This window comes from Bartonella senegalensis OS02, from assembly GCF_000312545.1.
Taxonomy (GTDB): Bacteria; Pseudomonadota; Alphaproteobacteria; order Rhizobiales; family Rhizobiaceae; genus Bartonella; species Bartonella senegalensis.
The window spans coordinates 4861-31005 of sequence record NZ_HE997540.1 but is presented as its reverse complement, the minus strand read 5'-3'; the positions used below and the strand labels follow the sequence as shown (position 1 = coordinate 31005).

Annotated in this window: 18 protein-coding genes and 1 tRNA gene; 11 read left to right on the top strand and 8 right to left on the bottom strand. The window is 36.6% G+C overall.

Features of this window, described 5'->3' with window-relative positions; all coding sequences use genetic code 11:
- Positions 1-19: 19 nt before the first annotated feature.
- The 6 genes from BN200_RS00110 to gltX (BN200_RS00085) form a co-directional block, all read right to left on the bottom strand.
- The gene (locus tag BN200_RS00110; RefSeq protein ID WP_019220372.1) at positions 20-793 is read right to left on the bottom strand and encodes an amino acid ABC transporter ATP-binding protein; all 774 of its coding nucleotides are present in this window, start codon (positions 791-793) and stop codon (positions 20-22) included.
- A 97-nt stretch (positions 794-890) separates the two neighbouring features.
- Positions 891-1598 (bottom strand): ABC transporter permease, encoded by a 708-nt coding sequence (locus tag BN200_RS00105; RefSeq protein ID WP_019220371.1) that lies wholly within the window; start codon positions 1596-1598, stop codon positions 891-893.
- Positions 1595-2317 (bottom strand): ABC transporter permease, encoded by a 723-nt coding sequence (locus BN200_RS00100; protein ID WP_019220370.1) that lies wholly within the window; start codon positions 2315-2317, stop codon positions 1595-1597. The genes BN200_RS00105 and BN200_RS00100 overlap by 4 nt, the downstream gene beginning before the upstream one ends.
- Positions 2318-2393: 76 nt before the next feature.
- Entirely contained in the window at positions 2394-3146 is a 753-nt protein-coding gene (locus BN200_RS00095) for a transporter substrate-binding domain-containing protein (RefSeq protein ID WP_019220369.1), read from the bottom strand.
- 874 nt (positions 3147-4020) lie between these two features.
- Positions 4021-5316: a citrate synthase gene (gene gltA, locus BN200_RS00090; protein ID WP_019220368.1), complete on the bottom strand. Its 1296-nt coding sequence runs from the start codon at positions 5314-5316 to the stop codon at positions 4021-4023.
- Positions 5317-5607: 291 nt separating this feature from the next.
- The gene (gene gltX / locus BN200_RS00085; RefSeq protein ID WP_019220367.1) at positions 5608-7026 is read right to left on the bottom strand and encodes a glutamate--tRNA ligase; all 1419 of its coding nucleotides are present in this window, start codon (positions 7024-7026) and stop codon (positions 5608-5610) included.
- Between the two features lie 115 nt (positions 7027-7141).
- On the opposite strand from gltX (BN200_RS00085), the gene BN200_RS00080 reads away from it, so the two are divergent.
- The 7 genes from BN200_RS00080 (at position 7142) to gltX (BN200_RS00050) (ending at position 17432) form a co-directional block, all read left to right on the top strand.
- A complete protein-coding gene (locus tag BN200_RS00080) occupies positions 7142-9490 on the top strand; it encodes a ComEC/Rec2 family competence protein (protein ID WP_019220366.1) in 2349 nt (782 codons plus the stop codon).
- Between the two features lie 351 nt (positions 9491-9841).
- Complete coding sequence (rpiA, locus tag BN200_RS00075) at positions 9842-10546, top strand: ribose-5-phosphate isomerase RpiA (protein ID WP_019220365.1); 705 nt, start codon at positions 9842-9844, stop codon at positions 10544-10546.
- 107 nt (positions 10547-10653) lie between these two features.
- On the top strand, positions 10654-11211 hold the full coding sequence (locus tag BN200_RS00070; protein ID WP_019220364.1) for a DUF2059 domain-containing protein: 558 nt from the start codon (positions 10654-10656) through the stop codon (positions 11209-11211).
- Between the two features lie 192 nt (positions 11212-11403).
- The gene (gor, locus tag BN200_RS00065; protein ID WP_019220363.1) at positions 11404-12795 is read left to right on the top strand and encodes a glutathione-disulfide reductase; all 1392 of its coding nucleotides are present in this window, start codon (positions 11404-11406) and stop codon (positions 12793-12795) included.
- Between the two features lie 73 nt (positions 12796-12868).
- A complete protein-coding gene (locus BN200_RS00060; RefSeq protein WP_019220362.1) occupies positions 12869-14248 on the top strand; it encodes a class II 3-deoxy-7-phosphoheptulonate synthase in 1380 nt (459 codons plus the stop codon).
- Between the two features lie 122 nt (positions 14249-14370).
- Positions 14371-16035, top strand: coding sequence for an NAD+ synthase (locus tag BN200_RS00055; protein WP_081585538.1), 1665 nt, complete (start codon positions 14371-14373; stop codon positions 16033-16035).
- Between the two features lie 17 nt (positions 16036-16052).
- A complete protein-coding gene (gltX, locus tag BN200_RS00050) occupies positions 16053-17432 on the top strand; it encodes a glutamate--tRNA ligase (RefSeq protein WP_019220360.1) in 1380 nt (459 codons plus the stop codon).
- Between the two features lie 74 nt (positions 17433-17506).
- Here gltX (BN200_RS00050) and BN200_RS00045 read toward each other — a convergent pair whose 3' ends face one another.
- Positions 17507-18913: a DEAD/DEAH box helicase gene (locus BN200_RS00045; RefSeq protein ID WP_034988795.1), complete on the bottom strand. Its 1407-nt coding sequence runs from the start codon at positions 18911-18913 to the stop codon at positions 17507-17509.
- 155 nt (positions 18914-19068) lie between these two features.
- Positions 19069-19842, bottom strand: a complete 774-nt coding sequence (locus BN200_RS00040) for an NAD kinase (protein WP_019220358.1) — start codon at positions 19840-19842, stop codon at positions 19069-19071.
- Between the two features lie 269 nt (positions 19843-20111).
- Here BN200_RS00040 and BN200_RS00035 point away from each other — a divergent pair.
- The 4 genes from BN200_RS00035 to BN200_RS00015 all read left to right on the top strand — a co-directional run bounded on the left by BN200_RS00035 (position 20112) and on the right by BN200_RS00015 (position 25023).
- A tRNA-Arg gene (locus BN200_RS00035) sits at positions 20112-20188 on the top strand.
- 663 nt (positions 20189-20851) lie between these two features.
- The gene (hutH, locus tag BN200_RS00025) at positions 20852-22390 is read left to right on the top strand and encodes a histidine ammonia-lyase (protein ID WP_019220356.1); all 1539 of its coding nucleotides are present in this window, start codon (positions 20852-20854) and stop codon (positions 22388-22390) included.
- A 443-nt stretch (positions 22391-22833) separates the two neighbouring features.
- Positions 22834-23184, top strand: a complete 351-nt coding sequence (locus BN200_RS00020) for a hypothetical protein (protein WP_341871737.1) — start codon at positions 22834-22836, stop codon at positions 23182-23184.
- Between the two features lie 444 nt (positions 23185-23628).
- Positions 23629-25023: an amino acid permease gene (locus BN200_RS00015; RefSeq protein WP_019220354.1), complete on the top strand. Its 1395-nt coding sequence runs from the start codon at positions 23629-23631 to the stop codon at positions 25021-25023.
- The last annotated feature ends 1122 nt before the right edge of the window (positions 25024-26145 follow it).

Below are 26145 nucleotides of genomic sequence, written 5' to 3'. Positions count from 1 at the left end.
AATAAAATAATGGTGATGATTAATGTTTAATTTTAGCAAGAAAATCACGAGCACGTTGACTTTTGGGATTGGTAAAAAACTCGTCAGATGCTGTATCTTCAATAATTTTTCCGTTTTCTAGAAAAACTATTCTTTCTGAAACTTCTCGAGCGAAACGCATTTCATGGGTAACACACATCATTGTTATTCCTGTATCTGCTAATTGAGCCATAACTTCTAGAACTTCTCCAACACTTTCTGGATCAAGAGCTGATGTTGGTTCATCAAAAAGCATCACTTCAGGTTTCATGCAAAGTGCACGTGCAATTGCGACACGTTGTTGTTGTCCACCAGAGAGTTGTAAAGGATATTTTTCACAGTGCTTTTCAATTCCAACCTGTGTCAAATAATGCATTGCACGCTCTTTTGCTTGTTGTTTGGAAAGCCCTTGGACTGTCATAGGTGCTAAAATGCAATTTTGCAGAACAGTCATGTGGGGAAACAAATTAAAATGCTGAAAAACCATTCCTACTTTGCGCAGAACCGTTTTTTGTTGATGTATAGGAGCGGTATGGATATCAATATTATGGATACAAATTGAACCTTTGTGTGCTTGTTCTAATTGATTAATACAACGAATTAAAGTTGATTTTCCTGATCCAGAGGGCCCACAAATCACGATACGTTGTCCAGTTTCAACATCTAGGTTAATATCATGAAGCACCTGAAAGTTTCCGTACCATTTATTTAAATTCCGAATAGAGATTACTGCGCTTTTAGAGGGAGAGATAGGTTTATTATTTTTCAAATTCATCTTTTTTATTCTTTCATTGATGAATAAATTGATTAATTTAATATTCTAGTTTGGTAAGAATTTTCCTTTTGGTAAAAATTTTTCTGATCAGTTTTGTTTATCGTAAATGTCGGGTGAGGTAGCGTTCAATCGCGATTATAAAACGGTGAATAAGGGCAACGGTAAGAAGATAGATAAGAGCAGCCCAAACATAAACTTGAAAATCAAATGTACGTGAATAAGTGAGTTTAGCAATCCCCATTAAATCATAAATAGTGATAAGTGAGGCAATGGCACTGGATTTAATCATTAAAATAAATTCATTTCCTAAGGGACGTAATGCTACAATCATTGCTTGTGGAAGAATAATTTTAAAAAAAGTTGTAGAGCTTTTCAACCCTAGAGCTTTTGATGCTTCAATTTGTCCAGTTTTTACGGATAAAAAGCTCCCTTTAAAAATTTCGGACTGATAAGCAGCAGAATTGAGTGCAAAAATGAAAATACAACAATACCATGCGTTCTGGAAAAACCACCATAAACCAACCTGTTGCCAAAAGTTGCTCATTGAACCAAGTCCGTAATAAAAAAGAAAAAGTTGAGCCAATAAGGGAGATCCACGGAAAAAATAAACATAAGCATGTGCAAAATACCGCAAAAGCCTATTATTTGATAAGCGCACAAATGTAATGAGCATACCGAGAAAAAAACCAAGAGAGCAAGCAATAAAAACCAGCTCAAAAGTAACAAGAAATCCATCAATAAATTTCAATCCATAACGGTTCAAGAGAGTAGGATTGAAAAGGAAATGGAGCCACTCAGGAATCATGGTACTAAAACCCTTTGACATCCTGGTTGAGTGCGTGCTTCTAGATAATATAGGATTGCGGAAAAAAATGCTGAAAATAATAAATAAAGTAAACATGCCACAAGGTAAAATAGCATAGGTTTATTAGTGGCAGCGACTGCTAAATTTGTTTGTTGCATAAGGTCAACAAGTGAAATGGTTGAAACGAGTGATGTATCTTTAAGTAAAGTGAGCCAATTATTGGAAAGTCCTGGCAAGGCATTCCGAATAAGTTGAGGAAAGACAACACGAAAAAACGTAGTTGAGCGTGAAAGCCCCAGAGCTTTAGCAGCTTCATATTGACCTTTGTCAAAAATGTTGAATGCTCCGAGCCAAACTTCACAAGAAAAAGCAGCAAGAACCATACTAAGTGCAAGAACACCAGCAATAAAAGCATTGATACTAAATATTATTTCAATATTAAAATAATCAAGAGTAGTTTGAATAACACTCTGTAAACCATAATAGACTAAAAACAGGGTTAAAAGCTCTGGTAATCCACGAAATACTGATGAAAAAAGGGTAGCTACAGCTTTAGCTATCTTGATATTGGATCGTATCATCAGTGCACCTAGCAGTCCTAGAGGAAGTCCTAAGAGACCACAGCAGAAAGCCAATGATAATGTCATCCCTGCACTCGAAAGTATAACCACACCCCACCCTCCATTGCTAAATGATAGCAATGCTAAGTTTTCAGCCATTCTTGTGCTCCTCACAAATAAGATAAATTTTCTTACAAATAAATAATTTGTTCAAATTTAGTTTATAGTGATATTTTTAATAAATATCGAATGTAAAATATTTTTTCATAATTTTATCATAGGTCCCATCCTCACGGATTCCTTTTATTGCTTCATTGAATTTATTTTTAAGATCGTTATTATTTTTGCGTATAGCAATTGCAATAGGAAGTTTTGTTTTTTCCAGATTTCCAAGAAGTTGGCAGCAATCTTTTTCTTCATTTTCGAGCCAGTTTACTGCTGCCAGTTTATCAGTGATGACGACATCAAGCCGACGACTTAAAAGGTCACGCTTAACTTCTATTGCTGTAGGATAAAGTTTGATATTTGCACCTTCAGAGGCATAATGATCTTCTGCGTACGCAGCTTGTGTTGTATTTGATTGCACACCAAGATTTTTACCTTTAAAAGCTTCTGCAGAGATTTCTTTAATGCCTGAATCTTTGTGAACAATTACAACTAATTCTGTGCTGTAGTATGCATCAGTGAAGTCAATTTTCTGTAGGCGCTCTTCTGTAGGAGCGAGGGAAGAAATAATAGCATCATATTTTTTTGCAAGAAGGCCGGGGATCATTCCTTCAAAGTCTTGGGTGACGATGGTACACTCGACATTCATCTTTTTACACAGTGCATAAGATATATCAATGTCAAAACCCTGAAGTTCGTTATTTGAGTTGACATAACTAAATGGGGGATAGGAAGCATCACTTGCAATTTTCAGCGTTTTAGCATTGGCCAATTGGGCGAACAGTGTTGCACTTGTTATGAGGACTACAGCTAATAGTTTCATTATGTTCTCCTGTCGGATAAGCGAGAGAATATTAGATTATCAATGTATTTTATAATCTGTAAGTTCTTCTGAGAGCAATCCGAAAATTTATAGGGATTCATTTCATTATCGTTTTAAGGGTATCATTATTAAAAAAATTATCTATTTTTATTCAAGATAAGATACAAAAGAAAGAAATATTTTATTCACAAAAGGTGAGAATTTAGTTTTGAAAAAAATGCAATTTAAGTAAAATAACTTTATTAATATCTATATACGATGAACATAAAAAAGATCAATTATTTCTTGTACAGAGAAACTCTTTACTCGTAAAAGAATTATATCGTTAACAGATGATCCCAAAAAGATTTTTTTTACAGGATTATGATAAGCACACAACAATAATTGCTGTAGCTGTTGGCTTTTTATAGCAAAATTTCAATAATAGTTTTGAGATCTTTTTTGAATTTGTAGAGAAAGGACAGAAACTATTTTTCGTTTTAAATAATATAAAATAACACTTGGACGATTTTTTACGATACCTTTTTAGGGGGAGAGTGAAATTCTTATCATCTCTGAGTTTTTTATATGTGGATAGTGGCTTCTAAGTTATAGATGAAGCGGGGAGCAATACGTATCTCATTGAATGGAATTACCAATAAAAGTTTTTTTATTTTGCAAATACGTTACTTATCTAGAAAAAATGTCTTTCATTCTATTGTTTCACTAAACAGAGTTTATCAGAAAATTTTCATCATGATTTTTATGTAGTTATGTTATAGCTTATGGAAAGAGTTTCAGAAACAAGGTTTTTTAAATATTTTGATCTTAGACCCTTGAAGATTCTCAATAAAGCTTCAAGAAACTGAAGCTTTATTGAGTAATTATCTTCTTTTTAATTTACACGCTTGTCTATAGGGACATATTCACGTGTAGTATAGCCTGTGTAGAGTTGGCGTGGTCTACTAATTTTTTGTGCAGGATCCTCAATCATTTCTTTCCATTGTGCAACCCAGCCGACACTGCGTGCTAGTGCAAAAAGAACAGTAAACATTTCGGTTGGAAAGCCTAGAGCTTTTAATGTAATGCCAGAATAGAAATCGACATTAGGGTAAAGTTTTTTCTCAATAAAATATTCATCATTCAGAGCAATATTTTCAAGTGCGATAGCAATATCAAGAAGTGGATCATCTTGAATGTTCAGTTCTTTTAAAACCTCATGGCAGGTTTGTTGCATGATTTTTGCACGTGGATCATAATTTTTATAGACTCGGTGACCAAAACCCATAAGGCGGAAAGAATCATTTTTATCTTTTGCACGTGCAATGAATTCAGGAATTCTTTCAACAGAACCTATTTCTTGTAACATTTTGAGGCATGCTTCATTGGCTCCACCATGCGCTGGTCCCCAAAGACATGCAACACCTGCTGCAATACATGCAAATGGATTAGCACCCGATGATCCTGCAAGACGTACAGTAGATGTAGAAGCATTTTGTTCGTGATCTGCATGAAGAGTAAAGATTCGGTCCATAGCTCGAGTAAGCACCGGATTAATTTTATATTCTTCACAAGGAACAGAAAAACACATACGGAGGAAATTTGCAGCGTAACTAAGATCATTACGTGGATAAACGAATGCTTGCCCGATACTATATTTGTAGGCCATAGCGGCAAGAGTTGGAACCTTTGAAATCAGACGAATAGAAGCGATCATTCTCTGTTGAGGGTCTGTAATATCAATAGAGTCGTGATAGAATGCAGACATAGCTCCAAGACATGCAATGATGACTGCCATAGGATGAGAGTCGCGACGGAAACCATGAAAAAATCTTACAAACTGTTCATGTAGCATCGTGTGCTGCATAATACAGCGGTCAAAATCAATTTTTTCTTGTTTTGTTGGCAGCTCACCGTAAAGTAAAAGGTAGCAGCTTTCGAGAAAGTCCCCTTTTTCAGCCAATTGGTCGATAGGGTAACCACGATAAAGCAAAATTCCCTCATTGCCATCAATATAAGTAATTTTTGATTCACAAGAAGCGGTTGAGGTAAAGCCAGGATCATAGGTGAAAGTATCTGTTTCTTTGTAGAGAGAAGCAATTTCAATAACGTCAGGACCAAGTGTACCTTTACGCACGCAGAGTTCTATTTTTTTATCATTCACAGTAATGTGTGCTTTATTCTCAGACATAAGATATTCCTTTCAGATCCTTCTCCCTTGAAAATCAAGATGCCGCTTCATCAGAGAGGGAACGCTATAAATAACGAAGCTTTTTCTACTATGTGAGGGTAGATTTACTCTAAAAGTTTATACATGCAATCTAAAAATATTTTTATATTTGTGATTTGGCTAAACATGTATTTCAATTCTTTGCAAGAGAAGATAACTTTTAATTTGCGTTGAGGCATCTATCCTTGAAGTCCAGAGTAATTAAGTATATTTTCCTTAGGTTAAACAGGTTAATTTGTATGCCATGCGCAATCAATTTGCAAGTTGGTCATTGATACGGTTAAGAGATTCATCGCGTCCTAATAAAACAAGGACATCAAAAACTCCCGGAGATGTTGGACGTCCTGTAAGAGCAGCGCGAAGGGGTTGAGCAATAGATCCAAATTTAAGCCCTTGTGTTTGTGCATAAGATCGAAGAGTTTCATCCAAGCTTTTCACATCCCAAGAAGGGCAAGTTTTCAGTGCAAGATAAACAGCTTTTAAAATGGTTAGGCCATTTTTATCTAGGAGCATTTGTGCTTTTTCATCAAGCTGTAATGGACGTTTTGTAAAAATGAAGGAGGCATTATCAATGAGTTCACACAGTGTTTTGGAGCGTTCTTTCAAATTGGGGATAGCTTTTAGAAATTGATCCCGATGTTTTTCATCAAGCCTTTCCATGATTTGTAATCCACCTTTAATTTCTTCTAAAATACTAAGAGCAGCATCAAAAAGGTCCTGATCATTGCTCGTACGTATATAATGTCCATTGATGGCATCGAGCTTTTTGAGATCAAAACGTGCAGCACCTCTATTAATATCATCAATATCAAACCAGGAAATCATATCTTCGATTGACATGAGTTCGTCATCACCATGACTCCAACCCAGACGGACGAGATAATTGCGCAAAGCAGCAGGAAGGTACCCCATTGTTCGATAAGCATCGACACCGAGTGCGCCATGCCGTTTTGATAATTTTGCGCCATTTTCACCGTGGATAAGTGGAATATGTGCCATAACAGGAATATCCCATCCCATGGCATTGAAGATGATTGTTTGGCGGGCAGCATTTGTGAGATGATCATCACCACGTATGATATGTGTTACCCCCATATCATGATCGTCGACGACGACGGCATGCATATAAGTGGGTGTACCATCAGAACGTAAGATAATAAAGTCATCCAGATCTTTATTAGGAAAGCAAACATCCCCTTGAACGCGGTCATGCACAATTGTTTCGCCGTCTTGTGGTGCTTTGATACGAATAACAGGTTTTATATCTTTAGGAGCTTTCGATATATCACGCTCTCTCCAACGCCCATCATAACGCGGTGGACGACCTTCTGCTCGGGCATTTTCACGCATTTCAGCTAATTCTTCAGGGGAAGCATAGCAATAATAAGCTTTTCCATCTTTTACCAGTTGTTCAGCGATTTGGCGATGACGCTCTGCACGTTCAAATTGCGAAATAGGGTTACCGTCATAGCTAAGTCCCATCCAATGGAGACCATCTATGATAGCTTTTACAGCTGCTTCTGTTGAGCGCTCTCGATCTGTATCTTCAATTCGTAGGAGCATTTTTCCACCGGTATGTTTTGCATAAAGCCAATTAAAAAGCGCTGTACGCGCACCTCCAATATGAAGGAATCCTGTTGGTGAGGGGGCAAAACGGGTAATAACGGGCACGAATATCTTCCTTTAAAATTACAATGTTATTTATAAAACTTTGTGAAATAGATATGTTAGCATAGGTGATAGGCTGTGCAATAGCCGCATTGCAAGTAAAGTGGGGGATTTGCAGATGTTTCATCGAGATAATGTTAAGGATGGTTTGTCCATAAGCAATATATCAGAAAAGAAAACATTGCGTCTGATAGGGCATGGTGTTTTTTCTATCTTTTATGATGCTAAGAACGACAATTATAAAAAACAAAAGATTTTTTTATTTACACCCTTAAAAAGGGCAATAATTTTTTTCTGGAGGTGGTTGATAGATTGCATAAACAAAGAAATCTCTTTTGGGCTTCTTTTTTCGTTGATTTTAGTCTTTTTTTCCATAGGCATCATTTTTTATTTTAGGTTAGAGCGAGAGCCAAGTTGGGGGCAATTGGCTGTATTGGTTAGTCTCTTGCTTGGAATACTCTATATTTTACGCTCTCACCGAAGAATATGGATCACTACGGGATTTCTATTTTGTATTGTTTTAGGTACTGTGGCAGCGAAAATAGAAACGTGGCGTATCTCTACACCAATGTTGGGTGGCGATGTCTTTACTACGTTAACAGGAAGAATTGTTTCTATTGAAGCAAGGCAAAGAGGACAATACCGTTTAGTTCTAGAGGTCTTGAGTACAGAAAAACCAGCATTACGCCATGGTCCTCATCGTGTTCGTTTATCAGCAAGACGTTTACCACATGGATTGGCAATTGGGGATGGTCTATATGGGAAAGTCAAGATCCGTGCATTGTCTGGGCCGGTATATCCGGGAGGATACGATTTTAGTTTCCATAATTATTTTAAAGGCATTGGTGCGCAGGGGATTTATTTAGGAAAACCAGTCAAAATATCAATTTCACAGCCGAAGAGAATATTCTCTATAGTCTTACAGAAAATTGAAAATTTACGGACGAACATGACACAAAGAATCCGTATGGCAATTAAGGGGGAAGAGGGTAGCGTTGCGGCTGCACTTATAACGGGACAGCGGGGTGGTATTTCAAATGACATAAATAAAGCATTACGCACGGCTGGATTAGCACACATTTTATCAATATCAGGTTTGCATATGGCTTTGTTGAGTGGCGTAGTGCTTATGATTGTCCGTAGTTTTTTAGCACTTTTTCCAGTTTTCTCATCCTATTATTCTGCTAAAAAATTCGCTGCTATTGCTGCATTAATGATAATAGCTTTTTATTTGTTACTATCCGGTATAGCTGTATCAGCACAAAGAAGTTTTGTGATGATTGCTATTATGTTGATTGCTGTTCTCTGTAATCGTTCTGCTGTAACAATGCGTAATTTTTCTATTGCGGGTTTGGTAACTCTGGCTATTATGCCGCATGAAATATTAGGTCCCAGCTTTCAAATGTCTTTTTCGGCAACTGCAGCTTTAATTGCATTTTTTGATTGGTGCAGTGGAAAGTCATTTTTTCGCAAAAGAAAAACAACTCCCTCTTATGTAGGAGCGGGAGTAGTCTATTTTGCCTTTTTATCGATACTTTCAATATGTGCATCTTCATTTGTGGCGGGGATTGCCAGTGGGATTTATGCTATTTATCATTTTTCGAATATTGCATTTTTTAGCATTATCAGCAATGCCTTAGCTTTGCCGATAGTATCAATTCTCGTCATCCCTTTTGGATTCATTGCAGTTTTTGCAATGTTTTGGGGACTTGAATGGTTGCCCCTTCAAATTATGGGTTTTGGTGTTGGTCTTGTAATAAAAATTGCACATGCTATCACATCCATTTCTCCTGATTTTAATCCTGGATTTATGCCATTATCCGCGTTGGTTTTATTCACTATAGGCTTGGTTGGGTTGACTTTTTGCAAAACATCTCTGAGGTTTTCTTTTAGTTCTTTTATTTTGGCTGGTATTTATGTTTGCTTGGTGAATTCACCTGTACAACTCATTATAGCAGAGAATATGAGGCTTGTGGGTGTTATCAGTGAAAACAAATTATATCTTGATCATTACCGTATCCCTAAATTCACGACATCCATATGGGAAAAATCATTTCTTGTGAATGAGATAATCAAGCCAACAAAATATGGTCCTTCATTTAATGAACAATTTATGTGTGATAATCATGCCTGTGTGTCCTTATTCTCAAATGGATTAAAAGTGAGTGTGCTGTATGGAGAAACAACAGAGCAATGTAGAGAGGCAGACATCATAATTAAGACTTTTGCAATGAATGATCAAACCTGTAATAAGAAGACAAAAAAAATATTCACTCTCCAACAATTGCTCTCACGAGGCAGTGTGATGATGACCAAAAGTGGAGAGGTTATTTGGTCCTCGATGGGGTTTTATAGACCATGGAATAGGCACAGACAGTATTCACAAAAATCTCACAAACTACTGCATTCTCCATCTTTTTCATATCTAGGCAAGAAGAGAATAGCAAATGATAGGCACATTTTTTGATGAGGCTTTATTATTTTAATAGGGTTATCAGTTTCACTAAAGCTCCCCACTTGATTTACAGTTTTTCAAAAAATTGGCAATCTAAACAATTATAATTTTGTGGGAGCATTTTACGCATGCATCTTATCGAGAGTGAGAAATACACTAAAAATGCTTATTGAATATGGAAAATGTTAATAATCTTTACCAAGAGATAAAATTGTTAATTATTCTCTTTTATGATTATAATAACTAATATTTCTTCAACCAGAAGGTGGCGAATAAATTATATGGAAGAGTGATACAATAGGTTACTCTTTGTGATCAAATTTTAATAAATGTCACTGCTTTGGTAAAAAGGTAAAAAGATTTATGAATGTTCAGCAGTTAAAAAAAATGGCAGCTTTAAAGGCGCTTGAATTTATTGAAGATGATATGCGGCTTGGGATTGGGTCTGGTTCGACGGTAAATGAGTTTATTCCTCTTCTTGGTGAGCGCGTTGCCAATGGTTTGCGCGTGAGGTGTGTTGCGACCTCGCAGTATTCTGAACAACTCTGTCGTAAATTTGGCTTGCCTATCAGCACCTTAGAACAAATACCTGAACTAGATCTTGATATTGATGGGGCCGATGAAATTGGTCCAGAGATGACTCTTATTAAAGGAGGGGGCGGGGCATTGTTATATGAAAAAATTGTCGCATCTGCTTCTCGTACAATGCTCATTATCGCTGATGAAACAAAAATGGTAAAAACGCTTGGTGCTTTTGCGTTGCCGATTGAAGTTAATCCGTTTGGTGTACATACTACACGCATTGCCATAGAAAAAGTAGCTGATAATTTAGGGCTTTCGGGTGAAATTATATTACGGATGAATGGAAATAATCCTTTTAAAACAGATGGTGGTCATTTCATTCTTGATGCATTTTGGGGGTGCATTTTACAGCCCCAATTATTATCGGAGGCACTCCTTGCAATTCCTGGTGTTATCGAGCATGGTCTTTTTTTAGGATTGGCTTCACGTGCAATTGTAGCGATGGCAGATGGTCAAATAAAAGTTTTAGAACCGTTTGATTTTTAGGTAAGACAATTTACATGATCTCTAGATCAGCGTAATAAAAGTGAGATTAAAGGTTTTAGATAAAATAATAAATTTGAATTACAATTAATTATCGGGGTAATCATTTAATGAAAAAAAAAATTTCTTTTCAGTGTTTTATAGGATGTTTTAGTGCAGTTGCCGTTGTGCTTTTAAATATTGGAATAGTTGATGCACAGGGTGTGAGCGCTCAGCATTTAATTTCAGCAAGAAAGGCTATCAACGCGATTCATGCCACTGATCAATTTGATAGTTTTTTACCAACTGCAGCACGTGATCTCAAAAATGAATTGATAGGCGATGATCCGAATTTGGCAACGGCTATTTCTGAGATTGTTGATAAGCAGGCGTTGGCTTTAGTAAAAAGGCGTTCTGATTTAGAAAAAGAAATTGCTCAGGTATACGCAAAGTATTTTACTCAAGAAGAGCTTGATGCAATCACTGCGTTCTATAGTTCTGATACCGGTAAAAAGTTTTTGACAGAAGTTCCGAGTATTGCACGTGATGCTTATTCCACGTTTGATGCGTGGCGTTCTAGCATTATGCAAGATCTTGTAAAAAACGTAAAAAAAGAAATGTCTGAAACCCTTCATTTGGAAAATTCTGTCACGCCTGCGAAATCTAATTCTTCAGCGAATCCCAAATAGTTTGGTATCGTTTGCAAAATAATGAGGTTTTTTGTTTTTTTTAAGTGTCGGTTTTTCCGTCATTTTTAATAAAAGTAAGTCTTTTTAGCAGGGTGCTTTATAGAAAAAATGATATTGGAGAATAAAAAAGCACTTTCATTGAATAGAAATAACAAGAATCTCTTGTTGAAAACATAGAAAAAGGAATAGTTTGTGGGATCTTTTGACTTTGATCTGTTTGTTATTGGAAGCGGTTCTGGTGGGGTACGCGCTGCACGCCTTGCTGGAGCACTCGGTAAGCGTGTTGCGATAGCAGAAGAATATCGTATAGGAGGAACTTGCGTTATTCGCGGTTGTGTTCCCAAAAAACTCTATGTTTATGCGTCTCAATATGCACAAGAGTTTAGGAAAAGCGGTGGGTTTGGATGGGAATATGCTGATCCGACTTTTAACTGGAAAAAATTGGTTGCGGCTAAAAATAAAGAAATATCAAGATTAGAAGGTCTTTATCGCAAGGGGTTACAAGATAACAATGTTCATATTTATGAAAGTCGTGCCGTTTTTGTTGATGAACACACATTAGAGCTCTGTGTGACAGGTGAACGGATAAGCGCAGAAAAAATTTTGATTGCCACGGGTGCAAAAGTTGCATCAAACACTGCCCTAAAAGGCAGTGATTTATGTCTTACTTCCAATGAAATTTTTGATCTTGAAAAACTCCCAAAATCAATAGTCATTGTTGGGGGAGGGTATATTGGCGTTGAATTTGCTAATATTTTTCATGGATTAGGTGTGAAAACAACACTTCTCCACCGTGGTGATTTAATTCTTCGTAATTTTGATAATGATTTGCGCCAGTTGCTCAATGATGCAATGGTTGAAAAAGGGATTTCTATTCTCTACGGAGCCACTGTTTCTCAAGTACAGTCTACAGGGGATTGTTATAATGTTGTTTTAGCAAATGGGCAGACAATTCGTACTGACCTGGTTATGTTGGCTATGGGGCGTGTACCAAATACAACGGGTTTAGGACTTAAGCAGGCAGGTGTTAAAGTGAATGAATTTGGTGCAGTTATTGTTGATGAAAGAATGACAACAAATGTCCCACATATTTGGGCTGTTGGTGATGTAACAGGTCATATTCAATTGACACCTGTTGCGATTCATGATGCAATGTGTTTCGTTAAGACAGCATTTGAGAATACACCCACAACACCTGATTATGATCTAATCACAACAGCGGTTTTTTCACAGCCGGAGATGGGAACAGTTGGTCTTTCAGAAGAAGATGCACTCCATCGTTATAAGCGTGTAGAGATTTATCGTACAGTTTTTCGTCCTATGCGCAATGTTCTTTCCGGGAATTCGGAAAAAATGTTTATGAAACTTATTGTTGATGGTGAAAGCCGTATCGTCGTAGGAGCTCATATTTTAGGGGAAAATGCTGGTGAAATGGCACAGCTTATTGGCATATCTCTCAAGGGGAAACTAACAAAGGATATTTTTGATAAGACTATGGCAGTGCATCCAACGATGGCAGAAGAATTAGTAACGATGTATAAACCAAGTTATGTATATGAAAACGGGAAAAAACTAGACGATTGAACAGCAGTGTATATTACGGTAGAGTCTAAAGCTTTTCGAAAAGGTGCAAGCTTAAGCCTCTGGAGAGAGTATAATGATAAAAGAATGGGCACCAGACTCCTGGAGAGCAAAGCCAATTAAACAAGTTCCAACTTATCCTGACAAATCTATTTTAGCAGATGTTGAACGAAAACTAGGGAGCTATCCTCCTTTGGTTTTTGCGGGTGAAGCACGTGATTTGAAAAATGAATTAGCAACTGTTGCGAAGGGGCAGGCTTTTTTATTACAAGGTGGAGATTGTGCAGAAAGTTTTGCAGAGCACGAAGCTGATAATATCCGTGACTTTTTCCGTGTATTTTTGCAAATGGCAATCGTTTTAACTTTTGGCAGTTCTAAGCCTGTTGTGAAAATTGGTCGTATTGCTGGTCAGTTTGCAAAGCCACGCTCTTCAGACATGGAAAGTAAAGACGGTGTTGAGCTTCCTGTCTATCGCGGGGATATTATTAATGGCATTGAATTTGAGGGCGATTCTCGTATTCCTAATCCACAAAGAATGTCTATGGCTTATCGCCAGTCTGCTGCAACGCTTAATTTATTGCGTGCTTTTTCACAAGGGGGCTATGCCAATTTAGAAAATGTTCACGCATGGATGTTGAGTTTCGTTTCTAATAGTCCACAGGGGGAGCGTTATGAAATGTTAGCAGAGCGTATTTCTGAAGCGATTGATTTTATGCGCTCCATAGGAATTACCTCCAAAACGAATTCTTCATTACGTGAAACGTCTTTTTATACCAGTCACGAAGCGCTTTTGCTTGGGTATGAAGAGGCTTTAACGCGCATTGATTCGACTTCTGGGGATTGGTATGCAACGTCTGGCCATATGTTATGGATTGGCGATCGTACACGCCAGATTGATCATGCCCATGTTGAATATTGCCGCGGTATTAAAAATCCACTTGGATTGAAGTGTGGTCCTTCCATTGAGCCTGATGAGCTTTTGAAATTAATTGATATTTTAAACCCTGAAAATGAACCAGGGCGATTGACACTCATTACGCGTTTTGGCCATGATAAAGTTGAGAATTATTTGCCTAAATTGATCCGTGCCGTTGAACGCAAAAAAAGGAGTGTGATATGGTCATGTGATCCTATGCATGGAAATACAGTTACTGTCAATGGTTACAAAACGCGACCTTTTAATTATGTTTTGAAAGAGGTAGAAAAGTTCTTTTCAGTGCATTATGAAGAGGGAACTTATCCAGGGGGCATTCATATTGAAATGACTGGTCGTGATGTCACTGAATGTACAGGGGGTGCACGTGCTATTTCTGTGGAAGATTTGTCTGATCGCTATCATACGCAGTGTGATCCACGATTAAATGCAGATCAAGCGTTAGAATTAGCCTTTCTTGTAGCTGAGCTTCTGAAAAAAAACCGTAATACGGAACCATTAATATTGGCTGCCAGTGGCTAGAGGAAATAACATAACATTTTTATGAGGTTTTATAAAAGCAGGTTTTTAAAAAAGAGGAGTGTTTTTGCAATAAGTAAAAACAGAGATATGTTTGCCAAACGGATGAAATGGTGCAAAAGCTTATGAAAAATGATTTCCGGGTAGCAATTGCCCAATTAAATCCTATCGTTGGTGATATTGAAGGGAACTTTTCTCTTGCCGTAAGGGCGCATCAGAAGGCTCAAGAAGAGGGTGCTGACCTAGTTTTATTCACGGAGCTTTTTATAAGTGCTTATCCACCGGAAGATCTCGTTCTGAAACCTGCTTTTACTCAAACATGTGAAGATGCTGTTAAAAAATTAGCAAAGGTAACGAAGAGGGGACCAGGAATCATAATTGGTCTTCCTCTAAGGTATAATAATAACATTTACAATGGAGTTGTGCTCCTTGATGAAGGGCAGATAGTTGCTGAAAGCTTAAAATTTGATCTACCTAATTATGCTGAATTTGACGAAAAACGTGTATTTTCTTCTGGTCCACGCCCTGAGCCTATCGTCTATCATGGGCTAAAACTAGGAATAGTGATTTGTGAAGATATTTGGAATGATTTTTCTCTTTGTGCAGAACTTGCCAATAAAGGAGCTGAGATTGTCCTCACTCTTAATGGCTCTCCTTATCAACGTGATAAAACACTTAAACGGATAGAAGTCGTACGTGCACAAGCGCTTCAATCCGGTTTGCCAGTTATTTATGCTAATCAAGTTGGTGGTCAAGATGAGCTGGTTTTTGATGGGGGATCTTTTGCATTGGATGGACAAGGCAAAATGGTATTTCAAATGAAACATTTTGAAAGCCATATTGCTTTGAGCTATTGGCAACGAAAAGCAGCTGGATGGCAATGTGTTTTTGGTCCCAATGAAACTCTTCTTAATGGGTTAGCTGCTGATTATCAAGCTTGTGTATTAGGTTTGAGAGATTACGTCGATAAAAACCGCTTTCAGAACGTTATTCTTGGTCTTTCAGGAGGGATTGATTCAGCTCTGTGTACGGCAATGGCGGTGGATGCTCTTGGTGCTGAGAAAGTTCGCAGCATAATGATGCCTTATCATTATACATCACAAGAATCCTTAGAAGATGCTAAAGAATGTGCGCATCTTTTAGGATGTCATTATGAAATAATACCGATTGCACAACCTGTTGAGGTTTTTTTGAAGACAATGGCGCCGTTTTTTTTAGGATTGCCATCTGATGTGACAGAAGAGAATCTTCAAAGTCGTATACGTGGTGTTATCTTGATGGCACTTTCGAATAAATTTGGCTCAATGCTGGTAACAACAGGCAATAAGTCGGAAATGGCTGTAGGATATGCAACACTTTATGGTGATATGAATGGAGGTTTTAACCCTCTTAAAGATATTTACAAAACGCAAGTCTACAAATTAGCACAGTGGCGCAATCAAAATCATTTGCAAAATTTGAAGGGACCAAAGGGAATTGCCATTCCTCCCAATATTATAGCAAAAGCGCCTTCCGCAGAGCTTCGGGAAAATCAAAAAGATGAAGATTCTCTCCCTCCTTATTCTATTCTGGATGATATTTTGCAATCTCTTATAGAAGATGACATGAGTGTTTGTGATATTATTAAACGTGGGTATTTACGGGAAACAGTTGAGAAAATAGAACACCTTCTTTATGGTGCCGAATACAAAAGACGACAATCCGCCCCTGGTGTAAAAATTAGTTCCAAGAACTTTGGACGCGATCGCCGTTATCCCATTGTCAATCGTTTTCGCGATAATACAAAATAAAAATTGAGTACTATTTTATGATAAAAGTTCGTTTTGCACCTTCTCCAACAGGCTATGTTCACATTGGCAATATCCGTATTGCCTTGTTCAACTGGCTTTATGCGCAAGCACATAATGGGACATTTATCTTGCGCTATGATGATACAGATGTTGAACGTTCTAAGCAGGAATATATTGATGCTATTGCTGTTGATCTTGAATGGCTTGATGTTCATCCCGATGAAATTCATTATCAATCTAAGCGATTTAATCGATATGATGAAGTTGCGGAAACTCTCAAACAACGTGGTCTTCTTTATCCCTGTTATGAAACAGCAGAAGAATTAGATCGGCGTCGTAAAATCCAGCTTTCACGCAAATTGCCTCCTATTTATGACCGCGCTGCACTAAAGTTAACACTAGAAGAGAAAAGAGAATTTGAAACACAAGGTCGTAAACCGCATTGGCGTTTTCTTCTTCCTAATTTTGAAAATGATCCTTTACAAAAAAAGCGAACAGAAGTTTGCTGGAATGATGCAGTAAAGGGAAAGCAGACAATAGATTTGGCTTCTCTTTCAGATCCTATTCTCATTCGGGAAGATGGAAGCTACCTTTATACGCTACCTTCCGTAGTTGATGATATAGATATGGGCATTACACATATTATTCGTGGGGATGATCATATTACAAATACGGGTGCGCAGATTGCTCTTTTTAAAGCTCTTGGTGCAGAATTGCCAACTTTTGGTCATATCAATTTATTGACTACAATTTTAGGGAAAGGGCTCTCAAAACGAAACAATGATCTTTCTATTCGCTCTCTACGGGCAGAGGGATTTGAATCTATAGCTGTTCAGTGTCTTGCCGTTTTGATTGGAACGTCACAAAATGTGCATCCTTATCCTAATCAAGCAGCTCTTTTAGGGCATTTCAATCTGCAAGAGACATCAAGATCGGTTGCAAAATTTGATATTGCTGATCTTCTTATTTTGAATAGTCATCTTGTTCATGAGTTAACCTATGAGGAAGTTCAAAAGCGGCTTAAAAATCTTTCTATTGAGGGAGAAAAGGTGGAATATTTTTGGAACGCGATAAGAAGGAACATTGATAAAGTAAATGATGCTATTTTGTGGTGGAAAATGCTCCATGAGGAACAGAATTTTGATACAGTGGCGCTTGAGGATCGTGCATTCATTCGTCAGTCACTCAATTTCTTGCCTGAGGGTGCATTGAATGACGAAAGTTGGAAAGTTTGGACGAATGCATTAAAAGAAAAAACAGATCGTAGAGGGAAAGCTTTGTTTATGCCCTTACGTCAGGCACTTACTGGAATGGATCATGGGCCTGAAATGGGAAAGCTTTTACAGCTCTTAGGGCGTGAGAAAGTAATAAAAAGACTGATTATGCAAGGGAAATAAAGCCTACTGCTCCTAGAGTATTGTATTCGCTTGAGTACTTGGTAGAGTATTTGTTTTCTTTAAGAAGCAAATTTCTATTTAGTGCGGGTTTTTATGAGCATGAATGCTGGTATATCATCACCAAATCCAAAGGGAGTATGAGTATTGTTTTTTCGAGGATGCCGCTTTTCAAGTAGATTTACTTTATGATTTGTGGTCTTTATATAAGTAACTTTATCATCCTTCGATGACTTTTGGGTGTGAACAGAACGCTCTTTTTGAGCAGTTTTCTTTGATGATGGTGGAGATTTTTTCTTTAAAATAAGATCATCTGTTTGGTCAGAGTTTTCTAAAGTAGAGAGATCTCCATTGAGCCATTCAATTTTTTCGTTGCTTATTTCTTCAATGGCACTGATATATTTTTGATCAGCTTTTGTGACAATCGTAAAAGCTTTTCCGCTACGATTCGCGCGTCCTGTACGACCAATTCGATGAATGTAATCTTCAGCATGTGTAGGAACATCATAATTGAAAACATGACTGACTGCAGGAATATCAAGTCCACGAGCAGCCACGTCAGAGGCGACAAGAAGTGTGATTTTATTATCTTTAAAATCGGCCAACGTGCTCATACGGGAGTGTTGGTCCATATCGCCATGAAGTGCCCCAGCACTAAAATTATGTCTGATAAGTGACCTCAAGAGTTCAGAGATATCTCTCTTTCGGTTACAAAAAATAATAGCATTTTTAAGTTTGTCGCCTTCATTGTGGATGAGTGCTCGCAAAACAGCTCTTTTATCCCATGACTTATTTCCAGATTTGACAAGCCGCTGTGTAATTGTACTAGCTGTCGAGGATGCTTTTGTAACTTCAACAGTTACAGGAGAATGTAAAAATTGCTTTGTTAGTTTTGTGATTTCTGGCGCCATTGTTGCAGAAAAGAACAAAGTTTGACGCGTAAAGGGGGTTAGCTTGCAAATACGTTCAATATCAGGAATAAAACCCATATCCAACATACGATCAGCTTCATCAATCACAAGAATCTCAACGCTCATTAAAAGCAATTTACCGCGTTCGAAATGGTCAAGAAGGCGTCCTGGTGTTGCTATAAGAACATCAACCCCTCTTTCAAGTTTGCGATCTTGCTGTTCAAAAGACACACCACCAATGAGAAGAGCAACATTTAAACGATGATTTATTCCGTATTTATCGAAATTTTCTTCAACTTGGGCTGCAAGTTCCCGTGTTGGCTCTAGTATGAGAGTACGGGGCATACGTGCTCTTGCGCGTCCTGTTTCAAGAAGTGTCAGCATAGGCAAAACAAAAGATGCTGTTTTTCCAGTTCCTGTCTGGGCGATTCCTAAAACGTCTTTTTTTTGCAATACATGGGGAATTGTCCCACTTTGAATAGGCGTTGGAACGGTATACCCGACTGACTTTACTGCTTTAATAACCTTTGCAGAAAGACCTAAATCATCAAAACTGTTTAAAGATGGTGCCATTTTTTCTATCAATTGTTTTGCGATTTTAATTTCGCTCTCCAAACTCTTAGTAAAATTAAGTACCCTGCATTATAAAATTATACAGAGGGGTAAAGTACCTTCATAAAAAAGTCAACTATAACGGACATACACGCATAGAGAGCATAATACAATAATTAATAGAGAAATTGCTCTGATAAAATACGTTCATCCCATGAATGGTTAGAGTCAAAGAGGATTGAGGCTGTTACTTCTGTTGCCATTGAAATAGTCACTGAATGGACAGATTTCACTTCAACATTATCAGCAGCAGCATTTACAGGACGTTTATCAGGCTCAAGCATATCAAAGCGTACTATTACCGTATTAGGAAGCAGTGCTCCATGCCAACGACGAGGACGAAAAGGGCTAACGGGAGTAAGCGCCATAAGGGGAGCCATGAGAGGCAAAATAGGTCCTTGTGCTGATAAATTATATGCAGTTGATCCTGCTGGCGTGGCAACGAGGATACCGTCACAACTTAATTGTTCCATACGCACGTTATCATCAATGCTGATACGAATTTTTGCTGCTTGGTAAGATTGACGAAAGAGGGAGACTTCATTGATGGCGAGTGCTTCAATAGTTCCTTGACACTCAGCTTTTGCAATCATACGCAGGGGATGAATTTCCTTTTTATGTGCGACAGCAATGCGGCTTGGCAATTTCTTTTCATGAAATTCATTCATAAGAAACCCTACGGAGCCTTGATTCATGCCGTAAATAGGTTTTCCAGTGTTCATAACGTTGCGCACTGTTTGTAACATTGTTCCATCGCCACCAATTGCAACAATGACGTCAGTTTCTTCCAAAGAATAGTGACCGTAAGCAGAAATTAATTTATTAGTAGCTTGGATAGCATCTTCAGTTTCCGCGGAAATAAAATGAAAGCGGCTTGGTAATCGAGTCATTAAAAATTATCCTGATATTTGCAATTTATTTTGTAACTTACTTTTTGAGAGTTTTGAAGTTGTAATAAAAGCCATCTTTATAATAAGAAGGGGATTTTTTACAAAAGGTAATCTGTTTAAAGAGAAAAGATCATTGCCGGAGAGGGGAGGAGGATTGCACAGTGTTTATAAAACATAAACAAGTATTTTTATCAGAATGATAATTCATCATTGAAGCAGTAAGTATGATCAGTTAAAAGACTACAGATGATTTTAACAATCAGTGATAAGCACCCGTAGCTCAGCTGGATAGAGCGCTGCCCTCCGAAGGCAGAGGTCACAGATTCGAATTCTGTCGGGTGCACCAAAGTTTCCATTTCATTTTTTACCATTTTGTAATGGGTTTTGGTTTTTTGGCAATAGAGTGTTCTTATTTTAAAGTAATTTCACGGGAATATGTTATTCAGTTCTATACTGAATGGGAAAAGTAATTTAAAAAGAGCAAAACTTATTGCTTTTTTGAGAGCCATTTCGGTTAATTATTTTGGGTATTAAAATCGAGCAAGTGGGGGGAATTAATGGAAAAAATTGCTATCATTTTTGTTATTTTGCTAGAGGTATTACTTTCTGTGTAGAAAATTTTTCTTAATTTATGAAATAAGAAAACTGCTCTTTTCGTTATTTTAAGAAACAGATGAGAAGTCAGCACTTTTGTTTTCAACATCTTCGTTTCTTTATTATGAGCAGGGGGGAGAGGACTATTTATAATAATATTGCATTGAAAATTTTATAAAGATTATTCGTAAAGTGAGACGCATATATATCTTAATATTTTACTTTTTGTGAAATTGTAGAAAGAAAAATATATGAGTATCATTAATGAGCGAATTTAAAGAATTGGCAGAATTATTTTATCTCAACAATTTTAATTATCACATTAAGCATTAAAGAGCAAAGGTCCTTTTTTGTTTAATGAACAAATGAGCAGCAGTCTTAAGCATTATGCTATAAATAAGCGAGAAAGAAAATTATGACTATTGTACTAAATCCGGGCGAAGTAACGCTTAGCCAACTTGAGTCTGTTTATTGGAATGGTGAAGTAAGCAAACTTCATCATGATACTTATCATGCTATCAAAAAAGGAGCTGAACGCATTGCAGAAATTGCTGCTGGAAGTGAACCAGTTTACGGTATCAATACCGGTTTTGGTAAATTAGCATCGATTAAAATCGATGCAAATAATGTGGTTATTCTACAAAGAAATCTCATTTTGTCACATTGTTGTGGTGTGGGAGCGCCTTTAGCAGAAAATATTGTGCGTTTAATGATGACCTTAAAGCTTATTTCGTTAGGGCGTGGAGCTTCAGGTGTTCGTCTAGAGTTGGTGCAATTGCTAGAAAATATGCTTGCAAATGGAGTTATTCCTGTTATCCCTGAAAAGGGGTCTGTTGGTGCATCAGGTGATCTTGCCCCACTTGCTCACATGGCTGCTGTTATGATGGGAGAGGGAGAAGCTTTTTTTCAGAATATTCGTATGAGTGGGGCTGCTGCTTTAGAAAAAGCAGGATTATGTCCTATTACTTTAGAGGCAAAAGAAGGTTTGGCTCTTATTAATGGTACCCAAACATCAACAGCACTTGCTCTTGCAGGTCTTTTTCGAGGTTATCGAGCATTGTGTGGTGGACTTCTTGCAGGGGCTTTGACGACTGATGCTGTTATGGGATCAACAGCACCATTTCATCCTGATATCCATATTTTACGAGGCCATTATGGCCAGATTGCTGTATCGGAGACATTAGAAAATCTTATAAAGGATTCGGGAATTCGCGTTGCACATTTGCGTGATGATGACCGTGTACAGGATCCTTACTGTATACGTTGTCAACCACAGGTTATGGGCGCATGTTTTGATCTTCTTATAGCAGCAGCAAGAACATTGATTATTGAAGCAAATGCGGTCACAGATAATCCATTGATTTTAAGCGACGATACAGTTGTATCGGGTGGAAATTTTCATGCTGAACCTGTAGCATTTGCTGCTGATCAGATCGCTCTTGCATTATGTGAAATAGGATCAATTTCTCAAAGGCGCATTGCTCTCATGGTTGATCCAGCGCTTTCTTATGGGCTCCCAGCTTTTTTAGCCCAAAATGCGGGTCTTAATTCGGGTTTTATGATTGCTGAAGTAACAGCAGCAGCTTTAATGTCTGAAAATAAACAAATGGCACATCCTGCTTCGGTTGATTCAACGCCAACTTCAGCAAATCAGGAAGATCATGTTTCAATGGCTTGCCATGGTGCTCGTCGATTGTTGGTAATGAGTGAAAATCTCTTTACTATTATTGGTATTGAAACGCTTGTTGCAGCACAAGGAATTGAATATCGGGCTCCTTTAAAAACAAGCTCCTTATTACAGTCTGTTATGGAATATCTCCGCAAAAATATTGATACTTTGAAGGGAGATCGTTATCTGGCGTCAGATCTCCATAAAGCGCATATCCTTGTAAGTGAAGGGCGTTTATTATCCGTTTTATCAGAAACAATTTTTCCACAATTAAAGCCAAAATAATATTTATTTTGATAGAAGCAGGAAGGAAAGGCATTTAATTCTTGGACTTCTTCATACAACATTTGTGGAATTGATGATATTTTGCGTACTTAAATGAATATACATTCATTTAAGTGATTATATGTGTTGGGTGTTTGTGTTCAGTTATCTTCCTAATATTATATTTCATTGGTATATGATTTATAAGCACTAGTTTGTAAAAGCTAATATTTGGAAGACTGCTTTGCCAGTGGTTTTTACGGAGCTTTTTAGCCTACTTGAGAGAAAGCTACAAATTGGATTTTCATCTTGTATTTCTTTACTCTTACAAAATTGTATTATGTGTATTCCATTAATTAAAGCGAATAGTTTTATTATCTATTATTCTTGTTTTTTGGATACTTTATGAGTTTCGTATTACTTATTTGTATTTAAAAAATCAAAATAAAGGGAAATACATGTTTATGAACAGCATATTACGTATTTTAATGGTCGTTATTTTTTGTTTTTCACAAATTGTAGAGGTTAATGCAAATCTTTGGAAATGTCGTTCTCAAGAAGGTATTGTTATGGCCATGGTTTTACAAGAAAAAGATATTCTTTTTAAGGAAAAAAATAGAATTTTTATCGGTATTTCAGGTCAAAATGCTAAAGAAAATGATATATCTATTATTAGACAAAAGGCTGAAAAGGTTACCGCAATAGCTCTTTTCCTTGGAACACTTGCTCTTAAGATGGTTGGAGTTTTTAAGAGATGGGTAGGGACTACATTTTCTCAAGCCTTTGAAGATTGGCGAGATTCACTTTATCACTGATTAAGCTATTGCATTGGTGTTCGAAGTTGTTTTATACGGTACAGTGTATAATTTTTTATTGTTATGGGTTAAAAAACATAGAGAGAGTTTGCTTAAAGTAACAAAAAGTTTTAGCACATTCATGCTAAACTAGTACGTTGTGAATTTTTGAATTTCTGTTTCGGTACACAAAAAAGAAGTATAGGAATGAATGGTGCCTGAAATCTAATATTTTTTCTGCAAAAAATAGAGAATATGAAATGAATGAAATGATACAAAGTTGTAGGCTATAAAAAGCTAGATAATTCGCAATAAAAGTATTTTCGTTACTAAGACCAAATGTCTAAGTGGTCGCTGTTCGATGATTTTTAAATATATTCCGTGAAAGAAACATGAGGCTTTATTTATCATAAAGCTGGTGTTCGAGTGTGGTTTTTTCAGTATTTCAATGAATTAAGGGAAAAAATGATAACAAATGAACTGAAAAGGGGTATGAGTAAGCGCCAGGTTATCTTTTTAGCTCTTGGTTCTGCTATTGGAACGGGTCTTTTTTACGGATCTGCACAAGCCATTAAGCTTGCTGGTCCAAGTGTTTTGATTGCTTATTGTATTGCTGGTTTAGCTATTTTTATGGTTATGCGTGCTCTCGGTGAGATGATCATTCATAATCCACTCCCTGGTTCTTTTGCACGCTATGCTGCAAATTATATATCACCATTGGCTGGTTTTGTAACAGGATGGACATATGTTTTTGAGATGATTCTTGTTGGTCTGGCAGATATCACAGCTTTTGCGACTTATATGGGATTTTGGTATCCTGATGTTGCACCTTGGATATGGGCCCTTAGCATTACATTAATCATTACCGGTATTAATTTGGCAGCAGTAGAAGTTTATGGTGAGTTAGAATTTTGGCTCTCTTCCATCAAAATCGTTGCTATCATCGCTATCATTGTTTTAGGAGTAGCAATTATTTTCTTTGGTTTGGGTACAAGTACAATTTCCTCTACAGTGAGTATCAATAATCTATGGAAAAATGGTGGTGTTTTTCCAAATGGTTGGTTTGGTTTTCTTGCTTGCTTTAGTGTGGTTATCTTTGCTTTTGGGGGCATAGAAATCATCGGGATGGCGGTGATGGAAGTGCAAGATCCTCATCAAACAATTTCAAAGGCTATTAATTCTACTCCCATTCGGATTTTACTGTTTTATATCATGACGTTAACCATTTTGATGGCACTTTATCCTTGGAATGAAATTGGCCTTATGGAGAGTCCATTCGTTTCAATTTTTGAAAGCCTTGGAATTTCATCAGCAGCTCATATTCTGAATGTTGTTGTTGTTACAGCGGCTATTTCGGCAATGAATAGTGGAATGTATGGTGCTGGTCGCATGATATATGGTTTATCGCAAGAAGGTTATGCTTTGAAGAGGTTTCAATATTTATCAAAAAACGGTATACCTATTTTTGTTATTTTACTAATTTTTATCATCTTTCTTTTTGGCGTTGTCCTGAATTATTTTTACCACGATCGGCTTTTTTTTCTCATTGCAGCAATGGCAACATTTGCAACAGTTTTTGTTTGGATGATGATATTACTTTCGCAAATTTTTATGCGTCTTAAAATGTCGGAAGAGATACAATCTAGTTTGAAATTTCCAATTCCATTTTGGCCTATAGGATCAATTTTTTCTATCTTATTTATGGTTTTTGTTTTTATTTTATTATGGTTTTTTGATGATACACGACCCGTTTTAATCGTAGGTGTTATTTGGATTTCTTGGCTTATTCTTTGCTTTTATGCACTAAAACTTTTTAATTTTGAGAAAAATAAGAGACACCAGGGTACGAATAAGGATTAAGCCAACAACAAAAGGCTAATGATTTGTGCTAGAAGGACATCTAATAATGGCAACCAAGATTAGAAATAATCTGCCAAGCCTCATTTACTTGCAAGATATATCTATGCCATTGGTCTGTAATGGTTGCTCAATCATGAAAAAGCAGAGATCATCATAAAGTCAAAAGGTAATTATTGACAATTAGCCAAGTGATAAATAGGTCTTCCTCATTTTTACGCATTGTGTTCTAAGAGCTTTTACCAGATTTCAGAGTACCATAAAGATTTAAAAATTTTCCTTAATCTATTTTAATGAAAATATTGTTTCATAGGAAAATCATATTGAAATGATCATTATTATTTTCATTTTGAAACAAAAATGCAATTATATAACATTTATTATATATAAAAAATATTAAAATTATGAAATTTTTTATTTTATAATGTAATATATCTAATCAAATAAATTATCTTTATAATTTTAAAAATATCAATATGTAAAAAAATATTTTTTACATATTGATATTTTTGAACTGCAGTAGTAAAATATAAATTGTATATTATAAATAATTTATAAATTAAGTATTTTATTTTTGTAGATTTTAAAAATAGTAAAATATCTCTTTAATTTATTTATTATGTATATATTGCTGCATAAAAATTATATCCATAACAATGGAAATCGAGGTTTTTATAAAACAATTTTAGGATGAGTTTTATCACTATACGTTGGTTGATTTTGAATAAAAGGAGAGAAAAGAGTGAAATAATGAAGAATTTTATAAAAATGGTAAATATCAAATAGTAATAAACATATGATAGTTTTTTCTATAGCTATCGCATTCATTATTTTAGAAAAGATAGAGAGTAAATGCCTCTTTTGGATGTTTACTATTGCCTAAATGTTTCTTTGCTGAACGGTTTTGTAACAGCATTCAGGGCATAAGATATGGCAAACAAATTTTATCATACTTGTTAAAGAAGCAAGCTATTAGGCGTCTTGTATTTCATATTGGGATGTGGACGTATGCGTATTTTTAAGAGCGGCGCATATGGCAGTGATGATTTTTGTTTTTTAAGAGACTGTTATTGGATTTGATTTTTTAGGCGATTTTTCAGGATGCTTAATAGATAATAAAATGTA